Origin of the sequence: Stenotrophomonas sp. 364, from assembly GCF_009832905.1 — a bacterium.
GTDB classification, from domain to species: Bacteria; Pseudomonadota; Gammaproteobacteria; order Xanthomonadales; family Xanthomonadaceae; genus Stenotrophomonas; species Stenotrophomonas maltophilia_AP.
Genome location: NZ_CP047135.1, coordinates 4604381 through 4624447, shown reverse-complemented (window position 1 = coordinate 4624447; position 20067 = coordinate 4604381). Strand labels below are relative to the sequence as shown.

General features: G+C 66.4%; 16 protein-coding genes. 6 read left to right on the top strand and 10 right to left on the bottom strand.

The features are described from left to right. Positions 1 to 27: 27 nt before the first annotated feature. Positions 28 to 2199 (top strand): TonB-dependent siderophore receptor, encoded by a 2172-nt coding sequence (locus tag GQ674_RS20505; protein WP_159498845.1) that lies wholly within the window; start codon positions 28 to 30, stop codon positions 2197 to 2199. Further along, entirely contained in the window at positions 2196 to 2780 is a 585-nt protein-coding gene (gene pnuC, locus GQ674_RS20500; RefSeq protein ID WP_159498843.1) for a nicotinamide riboside transporter PnuC, read from the top strand. The genes GQ674_RS20505 and pnuC overlap by 4 nt, the downstream gene beginning before the upstream one ends. A gap of 79 nt (positions 2781 to 2859) precedes the next feature. Here pnuC and GQ674_RS20495 read toward each other — a convergent pair whose 3' ends face one another. From GQ674_RS20495 to GQ674_RS20470, 6 genes are all read right to left on the bottom strand, one after another. Beyond that, positions 2860 to 4977, bottom strand: coding sequence for a phospholipase C, phosphocholine-specific (locus tag GQ674_RS20495; RefSeq protein WP_159499617.1), 2118 nt, complete (start codon positions 4975 to 4977; stop codon positions 2860 to 2862). Between the two features lie 17 nt (positions 4978 to 4994). Further along, positions 4995 to 7355, bottom strand: a complete 2361-nt coding sequence (locus GQ674_RS20490; RefSeq protein WP_159498841.1) for a TonB-dependent receptor — start codon at positions 7353 to 7355, stop codon at positions 4995 to 4997. A gap of 74 nt (positions 7356 to 7429) precedes the next feature. Beyond that, positions 7430 to 8260, bottom strand: coding sequence for a dienelactone hydrolase family protein (locus tag GQ674_RS20485; RefSeq protein WP_159498839.1), 831 nt, complete (start codon positions 8258 to 8260; stop codon positions 7430 to 7432). Between the two features lie 198 nt (positions 8261 to 8458). Further along, a complete protein-coding gene (locus GQ674_RS20480) occupies positions 8459 to 11536 on the bottom strand; it encodes an efflux RND transporter permease subunit (protein WP_159498837.1) in 3078 nt (1025 codons plus the stop codon). Continuing rightward, positions 11533 to 12633: an efflux RND transporter periplasmic adaptor subunit gene (locus tag GQ674_RS20475; RefSeq protein ID WP_159498835.1), complete on the bottom strand. Its 1101-nt coding sequence runs from the start codon at positions 12631 to 12633 to the stop codon at positions 11533 to 11535. Before GQ674_RS20475 ends, GQ674_RS20480 begins: the two co-directional genes overlap by 4 nt. 50 nt (positions 12634 to 12683) lie before the next feature. After that, a complete protein-coding gene (locus GQ674_RS20470; protein ID WP_159498833.1) occupies positions 12684 to 13316 on the bottom strand; it encodes a TetR/AcrR family transcriptional regulator C-terminal domain-containing protein in 633 nt (210 codons plus the stop codon). A gap of 150 nt (positions 13317 to 13466) precedes the next feature. On the opposite strand from GQ674_RS20470, the gene GQ674_RS20465 reads away from it, so the two are divergent. Together GQ674_RS20465 and GQ674_RS20460 are read left to right on the top strand one after the other, a co-directional pair. Beyond that, the gene (locus tag GQ674_RS20465; protein WP_159498831.1) at positions 13467 to 14510 is read left to right on the top strand and encodes a hypothetical protein; all 1044 of its coding nucleotides are present in this window, start codon (positions 13467 to 13469) and stop codon (positions 14508 to 14510) included. 142 nt (positions 14511 to 14652) lie between these two features. Beyond that, on the top strand, positions 14653 to 15402 hold the full coding sequence (locus GQ674_RS20460) for an EAL domain-containing protein (protein ID WP_236546328.1): 750 nt from the start codon (positions 14653 to 14655) through the stop codon (positions 15400 to 15402). Between the two features lie 36 nt (positions 15403 to 15438). On the opposite strand, the gene GQ674_RS20455 is transcribed toward GQ674_RS20460, so the two are convergent. The 4 genes from GQ674_RS20455 to GQ674_RS20440 all read right to left on the bottom strand — a co-directional run bounded on the left by GQ674_RS20455 (position 15439) and on the right by GQ674_RS20440 (position 18026). Then, complete coding sequence (locus GQ674_RS20455) at positions 15439 to 15837, bottom strand: hypothetical protein (protein WP_159498827.1); 399 nt, start codon at positions 15835 to 15837, stop codon at positions 15439 to 15441. Between the two features lie 109 nt (positions 15838 to 15946). Next, complete coding sequence (locus GQ674_RS20450) at positions 15947 to 16420, bottom strand: lysozyme inhibitor LprI family protein (protein WP_201290193.1); 474 nt, start codon at positions 16418 to 16420, stop codon at positions 15947 to 15949. A gap of 107 nt (positions 16421 to 16527) precedes the next feature. Then, on the bottom strand, positions 16528 to 16809 hold the full coding sequence (locus tag GQ674_RS20445) for a hypothetical protein (protein ID WP_159498826.1): 282 nt from the start codon (positions 16807 to 16809) through the stop codon (positions 16528 to 16530). Between the two features lie 755 nt (positions 16810 to 17564). Further along, positions 17565 to 18026 (bottom strand): hypothetical protein, encoded by a 462-nt coding sequence (locus tag GQ674_RS20440; protein WP_159498824.1) that lies wholly within the window; start codon positions 18024 to 18026, stop codon positions 17565 to 17567. A gap of 599 nt (positions 18027 to 18625) precedes the next feature. On the opposite strand from GQ674_RS20440, the gene GQ674_RS20435 reads away from it, so the two are divergent. After that, positions 18626 to 19105, top strand: coding sequence for a hypothetical protein (locus tag GQ674_RS20435; protein WP_236546138.1), 480 nt, complete (start codon positions 18626 to 18628; stop codon positions 19103 to 19105). A gap of 105 nt (positions 19106 to 19210) precedes the next feature. Beyond that, positions 19211 to 19999: a hypothetical protein gene (locus GQ674_RS20430; RefSeq protein ID WP_159498822.1), complete on the top strand. Its 789-nt coding sequence runs from the start codon at positions 19211 to 19213 to the stop codon at positions 19997 to 19999. The last annotated feature ends 68 nt before the right edge of the window (positions 20000 to 20067 follow it).

Below are 20067 nucleotides of genomic sequence, written 5' to 3'. Positions count from 1 at the left end.
CGTCTCTTCTGGCTGATGACGAATCGAATGAACCGCTGCTATCGCCCTGCCCTGCTTACCGTCGCCCTGTGCGCCGCCCTGCCGCTGCATGCCAGCGACGCCGCCCCGGACGCGCCCGACCGTTCCCCGACCGAGCTTGCCGCCGTCCGCGTGCAGGCCCGCCAGGCGGTGGCCGACACCGTGCAGACCACCAGTTTCGGCAGCGGCGACTGGAAGGACACCCCGGCCGCGTTGACCGTGCTCGACCGCGACCTGCTCGACAGCCGCCAGGTGCGCAGCCTGTCCGAACTGGCCCGCAACGACGCCTCGCTCGGCGACAGCTACGCCCCGGTGGGCTACTACCAGAACATCGCCATCCGCGGCTTCCCGCTGGACACCGGCACCGGCTACCGCTTCAACGGCCTGAGCACCACCGGCGAGCAGCGGCTGGCGCTGGAGAACGTGCAGCAGGTGGAGATCCTGAAGGGCGAAGCCGGCCTTGCCGCCGGCGTGATGGCGCCCGGCGGCATCATCAACTACGTCGGCAAGCGCCCGACCGAGGTCCGCAATGTCACCCTGGGCACCGATTCGGAAGGCTCGCGTTATGCCGCGGTGGATGTCGGCCACTGGCTGACCCCGCGCCTGGGCGTGCGCTTGAACGCAGCGTGGGACGGCAGCGAGTCGTACATCGCACATGCCGACGGCCGCCGCAACTTCTACTCGCTGGCCACCGACTGGCTGATCAGCGACCGCAGCAAGCTGGAAGTGGATGCCAACTACCAGACCAGCTCGCAGCGCTCGGCCTCCGGCTACCAGCTGCTGGGCGCGCGCGAACTACCACGCGGGGTGGACCGCGAGCACATGCTGGGCTACCAGCCGTGGCAGCGGCCGGTGGGCATCGACAGCACCAACATCACCGCCCTGCACACCTACCAGTTCAACGCGCAGTGGCAGTCGCGCGTGTCGGCCGGTTACAGCCGGTCGGTGATCGATGACAACGTGGCCTTCGCCTACGGCTGCTACTACGCCGCGCAGTGTGCCGATGGCAGCGTCCCCGGCAACTACTTCGCGCCCAACGGCGACTACGACATCTACGACTACCGCAGCCCCGACGACACCCGCCGCAACCTGGAAGGGCGCGCCGAACTGCGCGGCAGCTTCAGCACCGGGCGCGTCGACCACGAACTCACTGCCGGCGCGGACCGCTTCGAGCGCACCATCGACAAGCGCCGCAACGTCAACGAGTACGTTGGCACGGCCAACATCCACGACGCGCAGGTGCCGGTGTTCGCGCCGTCGCCGCTGCAGCCCGGCCCCTCGGTGCGCCGCCTGGACAGCGCGCAGACGGCCGTGTTCGCGATGGACCGCATGCAGTTCGGCGATGCCTGGCAGTGGCTGGCCGGTGGCCGCTTCGTGCGCCTGGATGAGCGCGCGTTCGACAAGCGCGGCACCCCCGAGCGCCACAGCACGCTGTCGCGCTTCCTGCCGCAGACCGCGCTGGTCTGGAAGGCGACCGAGCAGGTGAATGTCTATGCCAGCTACGTGCGCGGCATTTCGCTGGGCCAGGAAGCCCCGTTCTGGACGTCCAACGACGGCGCGTTCCTGGCGCCGGTGCTGTCGCGGCAGACCGAAGTGGGCGTCAAGTACGCCGCCGCCGATGCACTGACCCTGGGCGCGGCGCTGTTCCGCACTTCGCAGCCGTTCCAGTACGCCAAGCCGGACGCCAGCGACGCCGGCTACACCTTCGTGGCCGAAGGACAGCAGACCCATACCGGGCTGGAACTGACCGCCAATGGGCGTGTTGCCGACGGCCTGGTGCTCAACGCCAGTGTCAGCGCGCTGCAGGCGCGCGCGCGCAGCAGTGGCACCGCACTGTACGAAGGCCACCAGCTGGTCAACGTGCCCAAGCTGCGCGCCAGCGTGCATGCCGACTACGCGTTGCCGTTCGCCAGCGGGCTGTCGATCACCGGCGGCTGGCGCTACGCCTCGGCCAACGCGGCCACGGTGGACGGCAGCGTGCGCGCACCGGCCTACCACGTGGTCGACCTGGGTCTGCGCTTCAGGCACGCACTGGCCGACCATCCGGTGACCTGGAACCTGTCGGTGGACAACGTGTTCGACCGCTTCTACTGGCGCGATACTGGCAGCACCGCCGGCGACTACTACCTGTTTGCCGGTGCGCCGCGCCAGGCCCGGTTGTCGGTGACGTTCGGGCTATGAGCGCGGCCCTTCTCGAATGGTCGGCGGTGGCCGCCAGCATCCTCGGCGTGTGGTTGATGGCGCGCCGGCACATGCTGGCCTGGCCCGTGGGACTGGTGGCGGTGGCGCTGTATGCGGTGGTGTTCATCGAGGCCCGGCTGTATTCGGACACGCTGCTGCAGGTCGTGTTCGGCGGCTTCCTGCTGTACGGCTGGCTGAGCTGGCGCCGGCACGCGCAGCAGGACGGGGCGATCGTGATCGCGCCGCTGCCGCGCCGGCAGCTGCTGCGCGATCTTGGTCTGGGCGTGGTGTTCGGCATCGCGCTGGGCGCCGCCATGCACACCTGGACCGATGCCGCGCTGCCCTGGCTGGATGCCATGCTCGCCGCGCTGAGCCTGGTGGCGCAGTGGTGGCAGGCACGCCGCCATATCGCCACGTGGTGGCTGTGGATCATCGTCGACGTGGTCTATGTGGGCATGTACCTGGTCAAGTCGCTGGACGTCACCGCCGGGCTGTACCTGGTGTTCGTCGGGCTGGCGGTGATGGGCCTGCGCGCCTGGACGGCAGCAGACGAGGCACCGGGCGCCATGCAGCGCCGCTGACGCGCCTTGCTGGCAGACGCGCCCGGTCGGAGCGCGATCCCGCCTGACAACGCCCCTGCGCCACGCGCCGGCGTAGCCCTCAGTCCAGCAGCAGGCGCATCGGCTCGGTGCCCATGGCCGGGTCGGTGCTGCCCGGCCGGCCGTCTTCCACGCGCCCGGCCAGCCGCTGCGAGGCCCCGGGCTGCTCGACGTGCAGGTCGTACCAGCCGCCACTGGCGGCGGCATCCCAGTGCAGTGCGGTGCGCGCTCCGGGCGCCAGCTGCAGCTGCCGGTCCGGGGCGGCATCGACATAGGCTCCCGGGCGCACGCTGACCGCCAGCGCCACCGAGCCGGGGTTGTGCAGCCACAACTGCAGGCGGTCGCCATCGCGGTCGACACGCGCCTGCAGCGGCGCGGCCGTGCCGGGCTGGCCGCGGTAGTGGCGGTGGAACCCGTTGGGCCCGAGCAGCCACAGGTCGTAGCCACGCCGGTCATCCATGACCCAGCGCGCGTGCTGCGGCATGCCCGGGGCCAGGGTGTAGCGGCGCGGGATCGCCCCCAGCTGCGTGCGGTCGTAGACGTGCAGGACCGCTGCGGCGCCATCGCAGGCCAGGTCGAGGCGGACGTGGTCGTCGTCCAGCGCGATATCGACCTGCGGGCGATACGGCAGCGCGCGCGCCGGGCGCACCCCGGGTTCCTGCTGCGCCGGCTGCAGGCCCTCGGGCAGCACCGGCACGGTACGCCCCGGCAGGGCCGCCGCGCGTGCGGCCACCGCCGCCGTGGCCGGCAACGAGACCACGAAGGGCCGCGTGTCGCGCTGCGAGAAATCGAATGCGCCGGTGAGGTCGCCACACACCGCGCGGCGCCACGGCGACAGCGCCGGCGCGGCCACGCCGAAGCGGCGTTCGATCAGGCGGATCACCGAAGTGTGGTCGTACACCTGCGAGTCGACCCAACCGCCGCGGCTCCACGGCGAGATCACATACAGCGGCACCCGCGGACCCAGCCCGTACGGGCGGCCGCGCAGGTCCGGCGGATCGGCCTTCTCGTTGCCCGGCGACGGATGCTGGTGGTATTCGCCGTCGGTGGACACCGACGATGCACCGGCCCAGCCACCGGCCACCGAGGCATCGCGCGACGGCGGTGCCGGGGGCGGCATGTGGTCGAAGAAGCCGTCGTTCTCGTCGAACATCAGCAGCAGCGCGGTGCGGCTCCACACCGCCGGGTCGGCGGTGAGCGCGTCCAGCACGCGCGCGGTGTAGGCCGCGCCCTGCGCAGGGCTGGAGGGGCCGGGATGTTCGCTGCCGGCGGCATCGGCAATGATGAAGCTGACCTGCGGCAGCTGCCCCTTCAGCACGTCCTCGCGCAGCTGGGCCAGCCCGCGCGTGCTTACCCCGCGCGCGCGCAGCGCCGCATCATGCCCCGGCGCGCCACGCCATGCCTGGCGGAACGACGCGAAGCCGGCCAGCGGGTTGTCGGTGAAGTTGTCGGCCATGTCCTGGTAGATCTGCCAGCGCACGCCGGCCTGCTGCAGGCATTCGACGTAGGTGGTCCAGGTATACGACGCCGGGTGGCCGCCCAGCTCGGGAAAGTTGTCGTGCGAGTTGGCCACGGCCGGGCCGCCCGCGCGGGCGTGCGGGTCGTTGTGGCCGGTCCACAGGAACAGGCGGTTGGGATTGGTCCCGGCCTGCATCGCGCAGTGGTAGGCATCGCACACGGTGAATGCTTCGGCCAGCGCGAACTGGAATGGCATGTCGTCGCGGCGGAAGTAGCCCAGCGCGTGGTCCTGCTTGGCGGCCGGCCAGTGCGCCATGCGCCCGTGGTCCCAGGCGCGCTGCGCGTCGGGCCAGGTGTGCGGCGTGCCTTCCACGCGCATCAGGCCGAACTGCGCAGCGGTGTCCAGCGCGAACGGCGTTATACCGCGCGTGCCGGCCGCATTGGGCTGCAACCACAGCGTACGCGGCGGCTGCCCGGGCGCCAGTGGCGGGGCGGGCGCGACGAATCGGTCGCCGAACCCGCGCACACCGGGCAACGTGCCGAAGTAGTGGTCGAACGACCGGTTCTCCTGCATGAAGACCACGATGTGCTGCACATCCTCCAGGCTGCCGCTGCGTGCATGCGGAGCGATCGCCGCCGCCCGCGCGATGCTGGGCAGCAGCGCGGCCACGCCTGCCGCCAGACCGCCCTGCAGCAGGCGGCGGCGTGTGGGATCGGTCAGTGGCGGCCGTGCTGGACTCACAGGTCGACCCGTACCGAGACGCCCACGGTGCGCGGCGCGCCGATGAAGGCCGAATTGCTGCCATCCACGCCCGCCAGATACTTGCGGTCGGTGAGGTTGCTGACCACCAAGCTGGCGCCCACGCCCTTGAGTTTCGGCGACAGGCTCTGCAGGTCGAAACCGATGTTGGCATTGAACACCGTGGCCGATGGCAGCTTGGCAGTGTTGGACGCATCCAGGTACCGCTCGCCCAGATAGCGCCCGGAAATACCGGCATTCCAGCTGTCGCCCTGCCAGTCGGCCGACACCACCAGCACATGCTTGGGCTGGCCGATCACCTGGGCACCGTCGACGATGCCCAGCTCGGTATCGCGCGCGGCGTTGCCGCTGCCCAGGTACTTGGAGCGGTTGTAGGTGTAGGCCCCGTTGAGGCGCCAGCCGTTGTCCCATCCATAGCCGAGCGCCGCTTCCAGACCGGTGCTTTCCACGCCACCAAAGTTCTCGTAGACCCCATCGGTTTCGTCCAGGTAGTCGATGCCGTCAGCCAGCCGCGCAGGCAGGTAGACGATGCGGTTGTCGAATTTGATGTTGTACAGGGTCAGCGAGCCGGTCAAGGGCCAGCGGCTCACGCGCAGGCCCAGCTCGATGTTGTCGGCGGTTTCCGGTTCGACCCGGGCGAAGCGCTGCGCGTCGGTTTCACCGAGCACACCGGAGGGAATGGCGGCGAAGTTCTGCGAGTACCCGCCAAACAGCTCCAGGCCGTCGACCGGCAGCGTCCAGGTGGCACCGGCCGACAGCAGCGGGTCGGACCTGGAATCCGACCGCACGCTCTCGGCGTTGCCGATCACGCGGTTGCGCTTCTGGTCGACGAAGAACTGCTTGACGCCCACGCGCACACTGAACGGACCGAAGCGCGCTACGTCTTCCACGTAGTACATCTGCTCGCGGGTCTTGTAGCGGTCTTCGAACTGCACCCAGTACGGCTGGTGATCGAAGCCGATGTCGGTGCCCACGTTGAGCAGGCGGTGCCAGTCGCGGCGCACGCTGCGGTCGTACTGCTCCACCCACACACCACCGCGCACGGTGTTGTCCACGCTGCCCAGCGTCTGCGTCCATTCCACGTCGGCGGTGGCACCGGCGCGGTCGTTGTCGTAGTGCGAATGGCGGTAGGACTGCACACCCTGCACGCCGGCGGCGTAGCAGTTGGGGTCGTACTCGGCACTGAAGCCGGCGCGCGGTACACAGCCGGCGCGCATCTGCGCGGCGCTGCCATCGGGATTGACGAAGTAGAACTGGCCCAGCGCGCTGCCGCCGTACACGGTGCTGCCGCCCAGGTATTCCGATTCGGACCGGCCGGCGCCATCGTTGCGCGCCTGCACCAGGTACGGCGGCAGCCAGTCGCCGCGGCCTTCCATCTTGTGCGCGTAGCCGGTCAGCGTGGCCTTGAAGCCGTCGCCACTGTCGAACGCCCCGCGCAGGTAACCGAAGGTGTTTTCACGCAGCGCGCGCGAGCCGGAGCGGAAATTCTGGTCCAGGTAGGGAATGCCGGTGAGCGTGCCGGTGAGGCCGTCGCGGTCCGGGTTGGTCGCAAACGCGGCCGGGGTGACGCTGGTGTACTCCGGTTCGTCGGCGTCGTTGTAGGACGCGTAGCCGCTGAGTGTCCAGCGGTCCAACTCGGTCACGAACTTTGCGGCCAGGTTGTCGTTGCTGACATGGCCGGTGCCGTCGATCCAGTCGTTCACGCGCGCCGAGGACGCGCTCACCCAGGCACGGGTATGCCCACCGAGCAGGCCGGTGTCGTAGCGCACGTAGTACTTGCGCGCGTCGTGGTCGCCACCACCAACCACCATGCGCAGCCGCTGTTCGGCCAGCGGGTCGCTGGTAAGGAAGTTCAGGGTGCCGCCCAGCGCCTCGTTGGACCGCGAGGAAATATCGGCGGTGCCTTGGCTGACTTCCACCGTTTCCAGATCGAGCGTGTCGATGTAGCGGTTGGCCAGCGAGCCGCCACCGTAGCCGGAGCCCCCGTTGGGCAGGCCGTCGATGGTGGTGCCGATCTGCTGCGTGTCACGGTTGGTCACAAAGCCGCGCATGCTGATCTGCGTGCCCCATACCGACGAGCCGGTGGCATCGGCTTCGCTCACCACCACGCCCGGCAGTTCATTGAGCGCGTTGTTGACGCTGCTGATGACCTGCTGGCGGTTGAGGGTTTCCTGGCTCACCGTGGTCTTGGCGTAGCTGGTGGCCTGGCCGATCACCTGCACCTGGTCCAACGTGCGTGCGTCGTCGGCCGGTGCAGGTTCGGCAGCCATGGCCTGTACGGCAGCGGTAAGCAACACAGCAAGCAGGGAAACACGGGGGGCGTGGCCGGAAGCGCGCATGGGTCGAGGGGGTAGTGGAGGACCGGCGGAGTATTGGTGCCCGCAGTGACTTCCCCATGACATTGCGCTTGCAGTTAGCGTGGCGGCATTTGTTTCTGTTGGAACAACCAGTCGCGCCACCACGTACCCGGCACGATGTCGGCGGGCGGTTGATGAGCCAGGCCGTGGTACTCGCGGAGCACCGCCTGACCACCGCGCGCACGGAGCACGCGCACGAATCGCCGATCAGCGGTGATCGGATTCTCGTCATCCGTATCGCCGTGCATCGCCAGCACCGGCAGTTGGGTGTAGGCCGATGCTGCAGTGTTGGGCGGGGCGATACCCGCGATGGGCACGATGGCCGCGAACTGGCCCGGTGCCAGTGTCGGCGACAGCCACGCCGCCGAGCCGCCCATCGAGAATCCCACGGCGTAGATGCGCGAGGTGTCGACCCGATGCGTTGCCGCAACGTACCGCACCAACGCCAGGGCCGCGTGCAGTGCCGGTGCCGCCGTGGCGGCCTGGTCGGGGGCGGCAGGCCCATAGTTCGCGCTGCGCCCGGCGAACTGCGGCACCAGGACGTACGCGGGGTAGCGTTCGCGCGTGGCAGGCATCGCCCAGCTTCTGGCAAGGCGATCGAGCTGCGCGGCGTTGTCGGCGCCGATGCCACCGGAGCTGTGGAACTGCAGCACCAGGGGATACCGGTGGCCCGCGCGCACGTGGCGCGGCGGCAGGATCCGGTACGGCAGCACCGTACCGTCGGCGGCAGTGAAGCTGCCGCGTGCGAACAACTCGGTATCCACCGTGGCCACAGCATCGGCCGCCAGTGGGCCGACGCCCGTCACCGGTGCATGCGTCGCCGATGCAGGCGCGCTGGTCGCGAACACCAGACACATCAGCAGGACAACGGGGGTACGCAGAGGCATGGCGGGCAACCGATCGGAACGTGTACGCAGTGTATCGGCGCGGCAGGGGCGGGCGCGCTGCGCCCGCCACGGTATTTCCGCATGCCACCCACGCATCCTGCTCACGCCGCCGCCGCCGGGGCGCGCTTACTCGCCTGGGCTACATCGGCATGGACGGGAGGATGGAAGCGGGCCGCGCAGCCACCCATGGTGGTGGCTCTACTCCGTGTGCCCGGCCACCGCGTGCGTCGAGCGGCGACGGAACTTCCGCGACAGCCATTCGCCCAGGTCATCCATCACCGTGAACGCAGCCGGGATCACGATCAGGCTGAGCAGCGTGGAGGTGATCAGACCGCCGATCACTGCAATCGCCATCGGCGCGCGGAAGCTGGAATCGCCGGCGAAGCCCAGCGCGATCGGCATCATGCCGGCGCCCATCGCCAGGGTGGTCATGATGATCGGCTGGGCACGCTTGCGGCACGCATCGATCAGCGCATCGTGCTGGCTCATGCCGTGCTCGTCTTCGGCAATCACCGCGTAGTCGACCAGCAGGATCGAGTTCTTGGTAGCGATGCCAATCAGCATCAACAAGCCGATCAGTGCCGGCAGCGACAGCATGTTCTGGGTGATCAGCAGCGCGCCGAACGCACCACCGGCACACAGCGGCACTGCGGCCAGGATGGTGACCGGCATCAGCGCATGGTTGAACAGCAGCAACAGCACCATGTAGATGCAGATCAACCCGGCGGCCATGGCCAGCATGAAGCCGATGAACAGTTCGACGAACACCTCGGCATCGCCGGTGTTGAGGAAACTCACCCCCGGCGGCAGCTGCTTCACGCTGGGCAGCGCCTGCACCTCGGTCATCACCTCGCCCAGCGGACGGCCGTTGAGTTCGGCGGTGAGGGTGACGTTGCGCTGGCGCTGGTACCGCGAGATCTGCGAGGGGCCGCTGCCCTGCTGGATGTCGGCCACCGCCGCCAGCGGCACCGGTCCGTTGCGGCCGGGCACGCGCAGCTGCCCGATGAGCGCCGGGTTGGCCAGCGTGGCCTCGGCAAAGCCCACCCGGATCGGTACCTGGCGGTCGGGCAGGTTGAGCTTGGCCAGGCGCTGTTCGTAGTCGCCGGCGGTGGCGATGCGCGCCGCTTCGGCGATGTCGGCCGTGGCCACGCCAAGGTCGGCCGCACGCGCCGCGTTCGGCACGATCTGCACTTCCGGGCGCAGCAGCGAGGCGGTGGAGGTGACGCTGCCCAGCCCCTGGATGCCGCGCAGGTCGCGCTCCAGTGCGGTGGATGCGTCCTGCAGGCGCTGCGGATCATCCCCGGACAGCACCAGCTGCAGCAGGTTGCCCGGTTCGGAGCTGACATAGCTCACGCGTACGCCGGGCAGGTTGGCCAGGCGCGCGCGGGCGTCGCGTTCGAGCACGCGCTGGTCACGGTCGCGGGTGTCGGTGGTGCCCCAGTCGAGCACCAGCGTGGCCTTGCGTGCCTCGCCCACACCGGTCGCGCCGGGGTCGCCGAGGTCAAGCACGCTGCCCACGGCGGTGTAGACCTGCTTCAGCTCGGGCATGTCCTTGAGCAGCGCGCGCGCCTGTTCGGCCACGGCCACGGTGTCCTGCAGGCGCGTGCCCGGCGGCAGTTCCAGGCTCAGGTTGCTGCGGCCCAGGTCGGACTGCGGAATGAAGGTGGCCGGGATGAACGGCACCAGCGCCAGCGACGCCACGAACAGGCCGGTGGCCAGCCACAACGTGCGGCCGCGATGGCGCAGGGCCGCGTCCACCCAGCCCAGGTACCAGACCATCAGCTTCGAATCGGGCTTCTCTTCGCCGTGGGGCTTGAGCAGGTAAGCGGCCATCATCGGGGTGAGCAGGCGCGCCACCAGCAACGAGAACAGCACGGCGGTGGCCGCGGTCCAGCCAAACTCGCGGAAGAACTTGCCGGCGATGCCGGGCATGAACGCCACCGGCACGAACACCGCCGCCAGGGTCAGCGAGGTGGCGATCACTGCGTTGCCGATCTCGCCGGCGGCCTCGCGCGCCGCTTCCAGCGGGGGCTTGCCCATGCGCAGGTGGCGCACGATGTTTTCGATCTCCACGATCGCATCGTCGACCAGGATGCCGACCACCACCGACAGCGCCAGCAGCGTGATCATGTTGAGGGTGAAGCCGAAGAAGTACATCACCGCGAAGGTGGGGATGATCGACAGCGGCAACGCCAGTGCGGCCACCCAGGTGGCGCGCCAGTCGCGCAGGAACAACCACACCACCAGCAGCGCCAGCAGCGCGCCTTCGTAGAGCATGGTCATCGACGAATCGTAGGACCGGTGGGTCTCGTCGATGGCGGTGGTGACCAGGCGGAAGTCGATGCCCGGATGGGCGGCCTTGATCATGTCGAGCGCAGCATGCACGCCCGCCTCCACCTTCACTTCGCTGGAGCCGCGTGTGCGCGACATCGAGAACGCCACCACCTCGCCGCCATCGAGCAGCGCCGCTTCGGTGGGGTCGGCGGCGGCATCGGCGACCGTGGCCAGCGTGGACAGGCGCACCGCGCGGCCGTCCGGCAGCGCAATGGAATAGTCGCGCAGGGCCTGCGCGTTGCCCACGGTACCCAGCGTGCGGATGGTCTGCTGCGCGCCTTCGATCTCGGCCTTGCCGCCGGCGCGCTCGACCTGGATGCGGGCCAGCTGCTGTGAGACGTCACCGGCGGTGATGCCCATGGCGATCAACGCGTTGGGGTCCAGGTCCACACGTACCTGGCGCTGCACGCCGCCCACGCGGGTCACCCGGGCCACGCCCGGTACGCCGTACATGGCGCGCGACACGTCGCGGTCAACGAACCAGCTGGCCTCGTCGGGGGTCATGTGCGGGGCGACCAGCGCGTAGGTCATCAGCGAGCCGCCGATGTCCACCTTGGAGATCACCGGTTCCTGGATGTCCTGCGGCAGGTCGGTGCGGATACGGGTCACCGCATCGCGCGTGTCGTCCAACGCGGTGGCCAGATCGGCTTCGAGCTGGAATTCGATGGTGGTGGTGCTGACGCCTTCGCTGACCGAGGAGATCACGCGTTTGACGTTGTTGACCGTGGCCACCGAGTCTTCGACCTTGCGGGTGACTTCCGCCTCCAGCTGGCTGGGCGACGCGCCCGGCTGGGTGACGGTGACGGTGGTCATCGGGAAGGCGATGTCCGGGAAGCGCGCCACCGGCAGCTGGTAGAAGCCCCAGAGGCCGGCCGCGCACAGCACGAAGAAGATCAGCAGCGCCGGCAGCGGGCGTTTGATCGCCCAGGCGGAGATGTTCATCGGGCGGCGGCCTTGTTGTTGGCCACTACGCGCACGCGGTCGCCCTCGCCGAGGAAACCGGCGCCATCCACCACCACGCGGTCACCGGCCTTGAGGCCTTCCAGGATCGCGGTGTGGCCGTTCACGGCCTGGCCGGTGCGCACGCGGTGGCGGGTGGCCTGCTGCGTGTCGTTCACGCTGAAGACGTAGCTGTGGCCGTCACGCTGCACGATGGCCGCGGTCGGAATGGTGAGCACCTGGCCGTCGCCGGTGACGATGCGGCCTTCCACGTAGATGCCCGGCTTGAGCGGCTCCGGCGTGGGCAGGTCGGCGTACAGGGTGCCGGTACGCGTCTGCGCATCCACCCCGGGGCTTACGGCACGGATGCGGCCGCGCACCACCTGGCCGGCATAAGGCAGTTCCACGGTGTTGCCCACCACCACGTCGGCCAGCTGGTTCTCCGGCAGCTCGGCGCGCCATTCCAGGCGGCCATCGCGGATCAGCCGCAGCAGCTCGGTACCGGCCGAGACCACCTGGCCGGGCTGCACCAGGCGCTTGGAGATCTGCCCGTCGGCCGGCGCGCGCAGGTCGGCGAAGTCGCGTCGCAGCTGGGCGGCATCGCGCGACGCACGCGCGGTGGCGGTCTGCGCCTCGGCATTGATGCGGGTGGCGCGCAGTTCGTCCAGGCTGCTGGCACTGATCAGCTGCTGCGCCGCCAGTTTCTCGCTGCGCTGGTAGTTCAGCCGCGCCAGTTCCTGCGAGGCCTGCGCCTGGCGCAGCGACGCCTCGGCCTGGGCCAGTTCGCTGTCCAGGGTGCGGTGATCCAGCTGCAGCAGCACCTGGCCTTTCTTCACCCACTGGCCCACGTCCACCAGCAACGCGGTAACGCGCTGGCCGCTGATTTCCACGCCCAGCTGCATCTCTTCGTACGCACTGACCGGCCCGGACACCAGCACCGTGCGCGCCATGGTCTGCTGCTGGGCGGTGGCCAGCGACACCGGCAACGCCGACGTCGCGGCGGCGGCCTCGGCCGACGGGGTGTCGTCCTTGCCGCCACAGGCGCTGAGCAGCGCGGCAGCCAGGATCAGGGAGGAGCAGCGGAGAATTCGGTCACGCATCGGTGGGGCTTCCGTGTCGGAGCAGCGGGAACAGCGGGGAAACAGCGGTTTCAGGGGGTAGCAGCCAGGCGCAGTGCGATGCCGTCCAGCATCAGCCCCAGCCCCTGTTCGAAGCGCGCGTCGAAATCGACCTCGCTCCAGAACTCGCGGGCGGACCAGCAATGCGGAAAACGCTGCTCGGCCAGTGCCATGAACGTCTCACCGAGGGCTTCCATGCTGCCGTCGCCGGGCCAGGACTGTTCTTCAATCACAAAGCCCATCGTGTAGTACACCAGGTCCATCGCGGCGGTCGCGGCGAAACGCGCCGGCAACCCGGCACCGATCAGCGCGGCCAGGCTGGCCTCGCCCACCCGCAGCACGTTCTCGGTGGCCAGGAAGGTGCCGGCATACACCCGCGCGCCGTCGCGACGGGCCTTGAACGCCAGGCGGAACTCACGCGCGATCTGCAGCAGGGTCTGCCGCCACGGCTGGCCGGCGGGGATGTCACGGGCGACGTCGCCGATCATCGCGTCGGCCATGGCGTCGATCAGCGCCTGCTTGCTCTTGAAGTGCCAGTACAGCGACGGCGCACGGATGCCCAGCGAGCAGGCCACTTTACGCAGCGTGATGCCTTCCAGGCCGGCTTCGTCGAGGATCCGGAAAGCGGCCTCGACGATGTTCTCGCGGGCGATGGGTTGGCGCACGGGGGACCTGGACTAACGCTGTTAGGGGGCGAATCTAACAGTGTTAGGGAGGCGCCCGCAAGCGTCCGCCGCTCAAGACTCCGGTCATCCGGCCGCTACGCTCTGCCAGATGGCGCATGAAGCGCCTGTACCGACACGGAGAACCGCCCCATGACATGTCGCCTTGCCCCGCTGGCGCTTTCCCTCGGCCTCGGTTTCGGCCTCCCGGCCATGGCCGACGAACCGCCCGCGCCGGCCGTGACCCCGATCGACCTCGAGCAACCGCCGCGCATCCGCCTGTTCGGCAGCAACCAAGTGCGCCTGACCCTGCACACCGCCGCCATCGGCGGGGCTGCAACGGGCGGGTACGTCGCGGTGGAAGGCAAGGCGTCCAACAGCATCACCCCGGTCGGGGCGCTGTTCTCCATGGCCCGCAAGAACGAGAACGTGGCCATCGGCATGCCCGCCTCGTTCGCCACGCGTACGCTGAACGAGAACACCGGCTTCGGTGCCAAGCCCTTCTACCGCGAAGTGGCCGTGGTGCCCGGCCAGCGGGTCTCGATCTCGGCCAACTTCGAAGGCAACCGCCGCTGCATCCCGGCCGGTGCGGGCGCAGGGCAATCGCGGGACGCGCTACGCTTCGCGCCCGGCCCGTCGCTGTCGTTCACCGCCGAGCCGGGCACCGATTACGAAGTGTCCTTCGGCACCGACGGCAAGGGATGCGGCATCACTGCCCGGCAGTTGCTGGCCGACGGCGGCTCCACCCCGCTGCGCAGCGAACGGGAGCGGCAGCGCTCGCCGCAGACCGGCAAGGTGGAGGGTGCGCACCTGTATACGTTCCTGTTCCAGCCCGGCAGTGTGTACTACCGCGTGACCGGGGAGTCCGCCAACCTGGAACTGCAGCGCGACGACGCCGCCCACGCCGAGGCGTTCGAAGGCGCAGTGCGCGAGCTCGCCGCGCGCCCGGGCACGCAGATGTGCATCGTCGCCCCTGGGTTCGGCTACACAAGCCCGTTGTTCGACCGGCTCAAACGCGTCCTCGACGACCAGGGCAAGGACTTCCCGGCCATCGTCGAACCGATCGACAGCATGCGTACCGCGCAACAGACCGAAGACCACGTGCCGACCACGTTCATGGCCGCGGCGGAGTACTGCCAGGTGGCCGCGCTGGTGGCGTTCCTGCGCAAGGAGCCGGGTGCGGCGCAGGCGCTGTAGCCTGGAGAACGGGCGACCACCGTACTGAATGCGGGCTGCGGGCAGGCTACGGCTGAGACGACGTCCACATGGCCGTGATGGGCGTCGGCTATTCTCATGGCGTCAGCCCGAACATGGAATCAACCGCATGCCTTCCCCCGCCATGCGTGCTGGATGTGCACAGTGCCGCAATGCGGATCCGCTGCCGTTCGACTTCAGCTACGCGTTCCAGCCCATCGTCGATACGGATGCACGCAAGGTGTTTGCGCATGAAGCGCTGGTACGCGGCCCGGCCGGCGAACCCGCCAGTACGGTGCTGTCACGTATCACGGCGGACAACCGCTATTCGTTCGACCAGGCCTGCCGTGAGAAGGCGATTCGGATCGCTGCCTCGTTGAATCTGCCGTCCCATCTTTCCATCAATTTCCTGCCCAATGCGATCTACCGGCCCGAGGTGTGCATACGCTCCACGCTTCAGGCAGCACAACGGTATGGCTTTCCCGTTGAGCGCATCATCTTCGAGACCGTCGAGGGAGAGCAGGTCAGCGACGGAAAGTGGCTGGCGGAGATCCTGAGCGAGTACAAACGCATCGGCTTCAAGACCGCCATTGATGATTTCGGTGCCGGTTTTGCCGGCCTGAACCTGCTGGCCGACTTCCAGCCGGACATGGTCAAGCTGGACATGGCCTTGATCCGCGGAATCGACCAGAGCCCGCCGCGTCGCGCGATCGTGGCCGGCGTGGTGTCCATGTGCGCGCAACTGGGCATCCATGTCATTGCCGAAGGCATAGAGACCCGCGATGAAGCGCACTGCCTGTCCGATCTCGGCATCCGCCTGATGCAAGGCTACTGGTTCGGCCGGCCGCAGTTTGAGAGTGCGGCGCGCGAGGCGGACATACCCTGGGCAATGTGAGAGGCGCGTTCGCGTCCGGCCTGAAGCGATCGTCGCTCAAAGATCCGCAGCGTCTTCGTCGAGCGCGCAATCCTTCATGTCCTCAATCACCCGCGCCTTGACGAACTCGAACACGTCTTCGTAGGCGTCGCAGACGATGTTCCATGTCCTGGGCGATGGCTGGCTGCTGTCGGCGAAAACCGGATGGAAGTACACAACCCGATCTGTGATGCGGCCATCAACGATCAATAGACCCGCGAAGTCGTCGCGATCTTGCCGGGCAGCAAAAACAAAGACCTCCTCGCCGCTTACGTCCTCGCGCTGGAAAGCGCGGGAAGCGAATGCAAAATCGGAGGCGTCGGACAAAAAATGCCATGGCGTGAACCGGGTCAGTCCCTGACTGAGAAACCAACGAAGGGCGTTTGGCCATGCCGGATCGATCTTGCTGGGTTCCATGGATGTACGCGTGCGTGCTGGGGTTTGGGTCGGAAGCGGACACTACCACGGGCGCAACGACGCCGCCCCGGCGGCGCCCGCTCGAAATCCAAGGCCGAGAGCGGACGCTCTACCGTCCACTCATGGGATAGGAACCCGCGCAGACGTCGCCTTCCTCCGTCCCTTCTATCCACGCATTGAGCTGTTTGATCCGATCACGCGTCAGCTGCTCGTACTCTCCACTTTCGCACATCGGCAGGACGCTGCCGTAATCGGCGGGGCTCGGGTATCGCGCCGCGATCTGTGCATCGCGAAACACCAGCCAGGCCCGTTGTGCGGCCTTGAACTTCTCCAGGAAGGCCGAGTCGGTTGCATTGGCGGCCAGCACTTTTGCGTAGATCCGGTTGAGCTCGACATCGGCGCCTTTGGCGCTGTTACTTGCACACTGGTTGAGGCCGGCCTGCGACTGGTCGGGGCTGCCACAGGCCATGCCATCAGAGGTATGCGGTGCCGCCGCAGGTGTTGCGCTGCCCTTCTTGTCCGCGGCGTGGGCAGGGGCCCCGAGGGCGCACGTAAAAAGAACTGCCGCGACAAGCACTCTCATTCGAGTCACTCCTTCAAGGGCGTGCATGGCGGACCAACAGACGGACGACCGTTGCGCGCATCCGTATCGGCGATCAGTGGTTGGTGGCGGGGTTGTCTGCGTCCAGCTCAGCCGCTATAGCCGCGTACGCGCATGCACTTCTTTATGAGATCCGATTTTTCCATACCGCGGACCACACCATCCCCCACTGCATCGCCGGTGGTTTTTGGTGCCTTTCCATCCCCGGTCGTCGCCTTGGAAGCGTCGTAATCGCATTCGGCCAGGTCGCGCTGTTTCTGCGCTTCGTCCGCACCGGGCTTGCTCCACGCCTTGATCTGGGTCGTGCCACAACCAACCAGCATCATTGCACCAGAGAGCAGGGCAGACGCGCCAATCAACGTGGTTCGCATGAGGGCTCCAATCACTCCGAAGCGGCCCGGTTGGCCACGGCCAATTAACGACGCCAATCGGTGAAAAAGCTGTGATCCGGGCATGCGCGTGCCGGGCGTGGGTAGAAAGCACCACATCTTGGCCCGTGCCACGAATGGGTCTTACACCATAGTTCGTGTAGCAAATGAATTCATAGTTTGCGCAAATCGACGCGTTCGAGGCACGAACTATGGCGTACATGTACACCATAGTTTGTTCAAATCGAAGGTTTACACTTTTTAATCAGACGCTTAGCCAAGCTCCAAGTGTGGCCGCTGTAGCGCATAGTTTGTGCACTTCGGTCGATTCGGTCGATGCACCGCCTTGCAGCAACCGCTTCCGGCCAGAAGCGGACAGCTAATCCGTGAATCGCCCAACATGACGTAGATAGGCGCCGCCCTCACTGCATGTCCGCTATCGGCTAGAACCGAGCGTCATCGCTTATGCCATCAAGACCAGAGAGCGCCTCGCCATGGCACTGATTTATGGTGATCCCGGCCCGATTCGAATGGGCGACCTTCCCCTTAGGAGGGGGGCGACGCCGCTAGCAATTGCAGGGCTTTGGCGGCCGACTGTGCCAAACCTGCGCCCTTTCGTACCCGGTTTGCCCTCGCACGAACAAGGAAGCCCTGGCGTCGTCAATCTCGAGACGGGATTCTTCGATGCCGCTATGGGGCGCCGACAGTGTATGTGGACCACAACCGCCAGTGCCGCCGACCGCCTCTAAAGGGCGGAATTAGAGTATTCGCACAGGCGGCAATGCTGCGTCCCGCTTGTCCATGGGCAGCAGCGAGCGAAGGAATTGGTCAGGATCGGCCCCTCTGGCATCGCAACTCTCTTCGATCTGCTCAACCAGCCAAGGCGAAAACTGAATGAAGGACTCACCCTCCGCAGCTCGATCATCTATCGCCATCCCGAGCAGCAGACCAAGAGCAAGGAACTCGTCATGTGTCCCTGCCATAGCTTCGCCCATCACCACTATCGTCCAGTTCTCGCCGTCTGCGCTTCCCTCAACGTGAGCGAGAGCCCCCCCGGACTGATCCAGAAGCTCTGCAATGACGTTCGGCTCTGAATCGTAGGCCTTGAAGAACGCTGCGACATTTGAATTCACGCCGGACGACCGAGCAGCAGCCGCCTCCGCCCTTCTTTGCCGCTCTTTGAGCTTCGCCTTGCGCTTGGCATCAGACTGTTTACCCACATCGCCTCCTTGGCATGATCCTTGGAGAGTGTAGCTCGGCCGCAGGCGATCAGGCCCAGCTCCCTAACCTCGCGATCGAGGCCGGCCGCGAGCTGTCCGTGTGGATCCTGGAGAAGGGCTCCGAACCGGGCGAACACATCCTGTCCGGCGCACCCCGAAACCGTAGGGCAGTGCCCCAACCGGTCGGAAATAGAGGCAGGCCACCGCCTCTGCCCCCTAGGCATCGCTTTTGAGCACGCCATACGACTGATGCATAAGGAATTCGGCGTCACAACCGCGGAACGGAGATAGCTCATTTCTCCCTTTACGCATCAATAGGTTACGGATCAATAGGGTGAAGGAACCGGTGTATTGGAGGACCTGGAGCAGCACGCCTGGACCAGCCGTCCCGGGCGGACGGCCTTGGGACCCGATTCGTTGTCTTGCACTTCAATAACTTAGACTACATTGCCACGCCTTTTGACACACTATCGGCCAGTCTCAACAGAAAGAACTTAGCCACTTCTTAACATCACTTAGAAGTCAGCAATCCCAGCTCTCCACACCTGTTGCCGACGGCCGCCGACTGCGCTAGAACAACCAAATCATCAGGAGGGCATATGGAAGCGAACCCACCATGGAAATGCGATCAGTGCGGGCATCCGATCAACAGCGTTGAGGACGGCTGGGTTGAATGGCTCAATGGCTCCATTGCTGAGCAATGGGAAGGAGGTCTCCGGGAACTCCGACTTGTGCACCACAAGCCTGCTTCGCCAAACGCAGACCAAGGCGGCTGCTACCACGATGAGGCGTACTGGTTCGCCGCCAAGCGATACACGGTCAGCGATCTTCCCTTGACTTCCTTCGTTGGCCCCGATGGTTTGGTAACGTTGCTGGCGTTTCTCGCAGACCGTCGTTTCGCAGACCCAAATGAGGTCCTCGAATTGATCAAGCGTCTACATGTTCCAAACTACGAAGGGGCTCGGAACTCATTTGAGGCCGCGATAGCTGAAGGTGTGTTTGAGCCGCGTTCGACACCCGGGTACTACGATCAGCGCGAACTACTGGCAGTCTTGAACTGGATTAGCAACGAGCAGTAAGGGCAAATCAGTCAATTCTATTTCGGGGCTTACCAGACAATAGAGCGACCCTCACCTCAAGATAAGCTTGAAAGAGGTGATCCGGCGAGTAATCGGAGATTAGCTATGGATCCATTTGCCCCGCCTCTTACTGGCCAATGCTGCCTATGCGGGTCCACCGAGGCGCTTTCAGGCGAGCATAAGGTCAAGGCCGCAGCGCTTCGTAGTGAGTTTGGTGCCCAACCGATGGTTATAGGACGCCCAGGCGAACGCTACCGCCACGCACAGAGCCCAAGCTCGAAGCAGTTTCATTTTTCCGCTCGCATATGCGAGACCTGCAATAACGCGAGAACTCAGCCGGCCGATTTGGCATTTGATGCATTTAGAGTATTGGCGTCAGATCTCTTGAGAACGGGGGATGATCCCGCAAAGGTGCATGAAGACCCCCGCTTCAATGCCAATGGCGGAATACTTTATTTGGATGTTTTCAGGTATTTCGCGAAGCTTATGTGCTGTCACTTGGCAGAGATGGGCGCTACTTTCTACGAGCCGATTGCTGATTTTGCCATAGGTATAAGTGATAACAACTATGTTTTGCTTTGCGTAGATGCCGACGTCGCCTACCGCCGTCTACGCGACAATGGTGCAATCCATAGCTACGCCGCCCACGGCGGCCTGATCGTCACAGGTAACCCCCAATCTCACGCGCCCGAGGCTTTCCATTCCACACTTACCATTGGCCCAGTCCGCTACTGCTACAGGATCCATCTCAACGAGGTAGGACAGGCGCAACTGCAGCATGAGCACCCTGATTTTTACGCGTGGTGTCAGCGCAGAATTCGTCATGCAATTGACAACCCAATGAGCGCCGACGACAGAGAGTTGCTTGGGTTGAACGGCGTTAACGAGAAGTAGTGAGACCTGATCCTGGATGCCAAGAGCAAAAGAAGCTTCACCCTCGCAATTCGCAGCCGAAGACGACG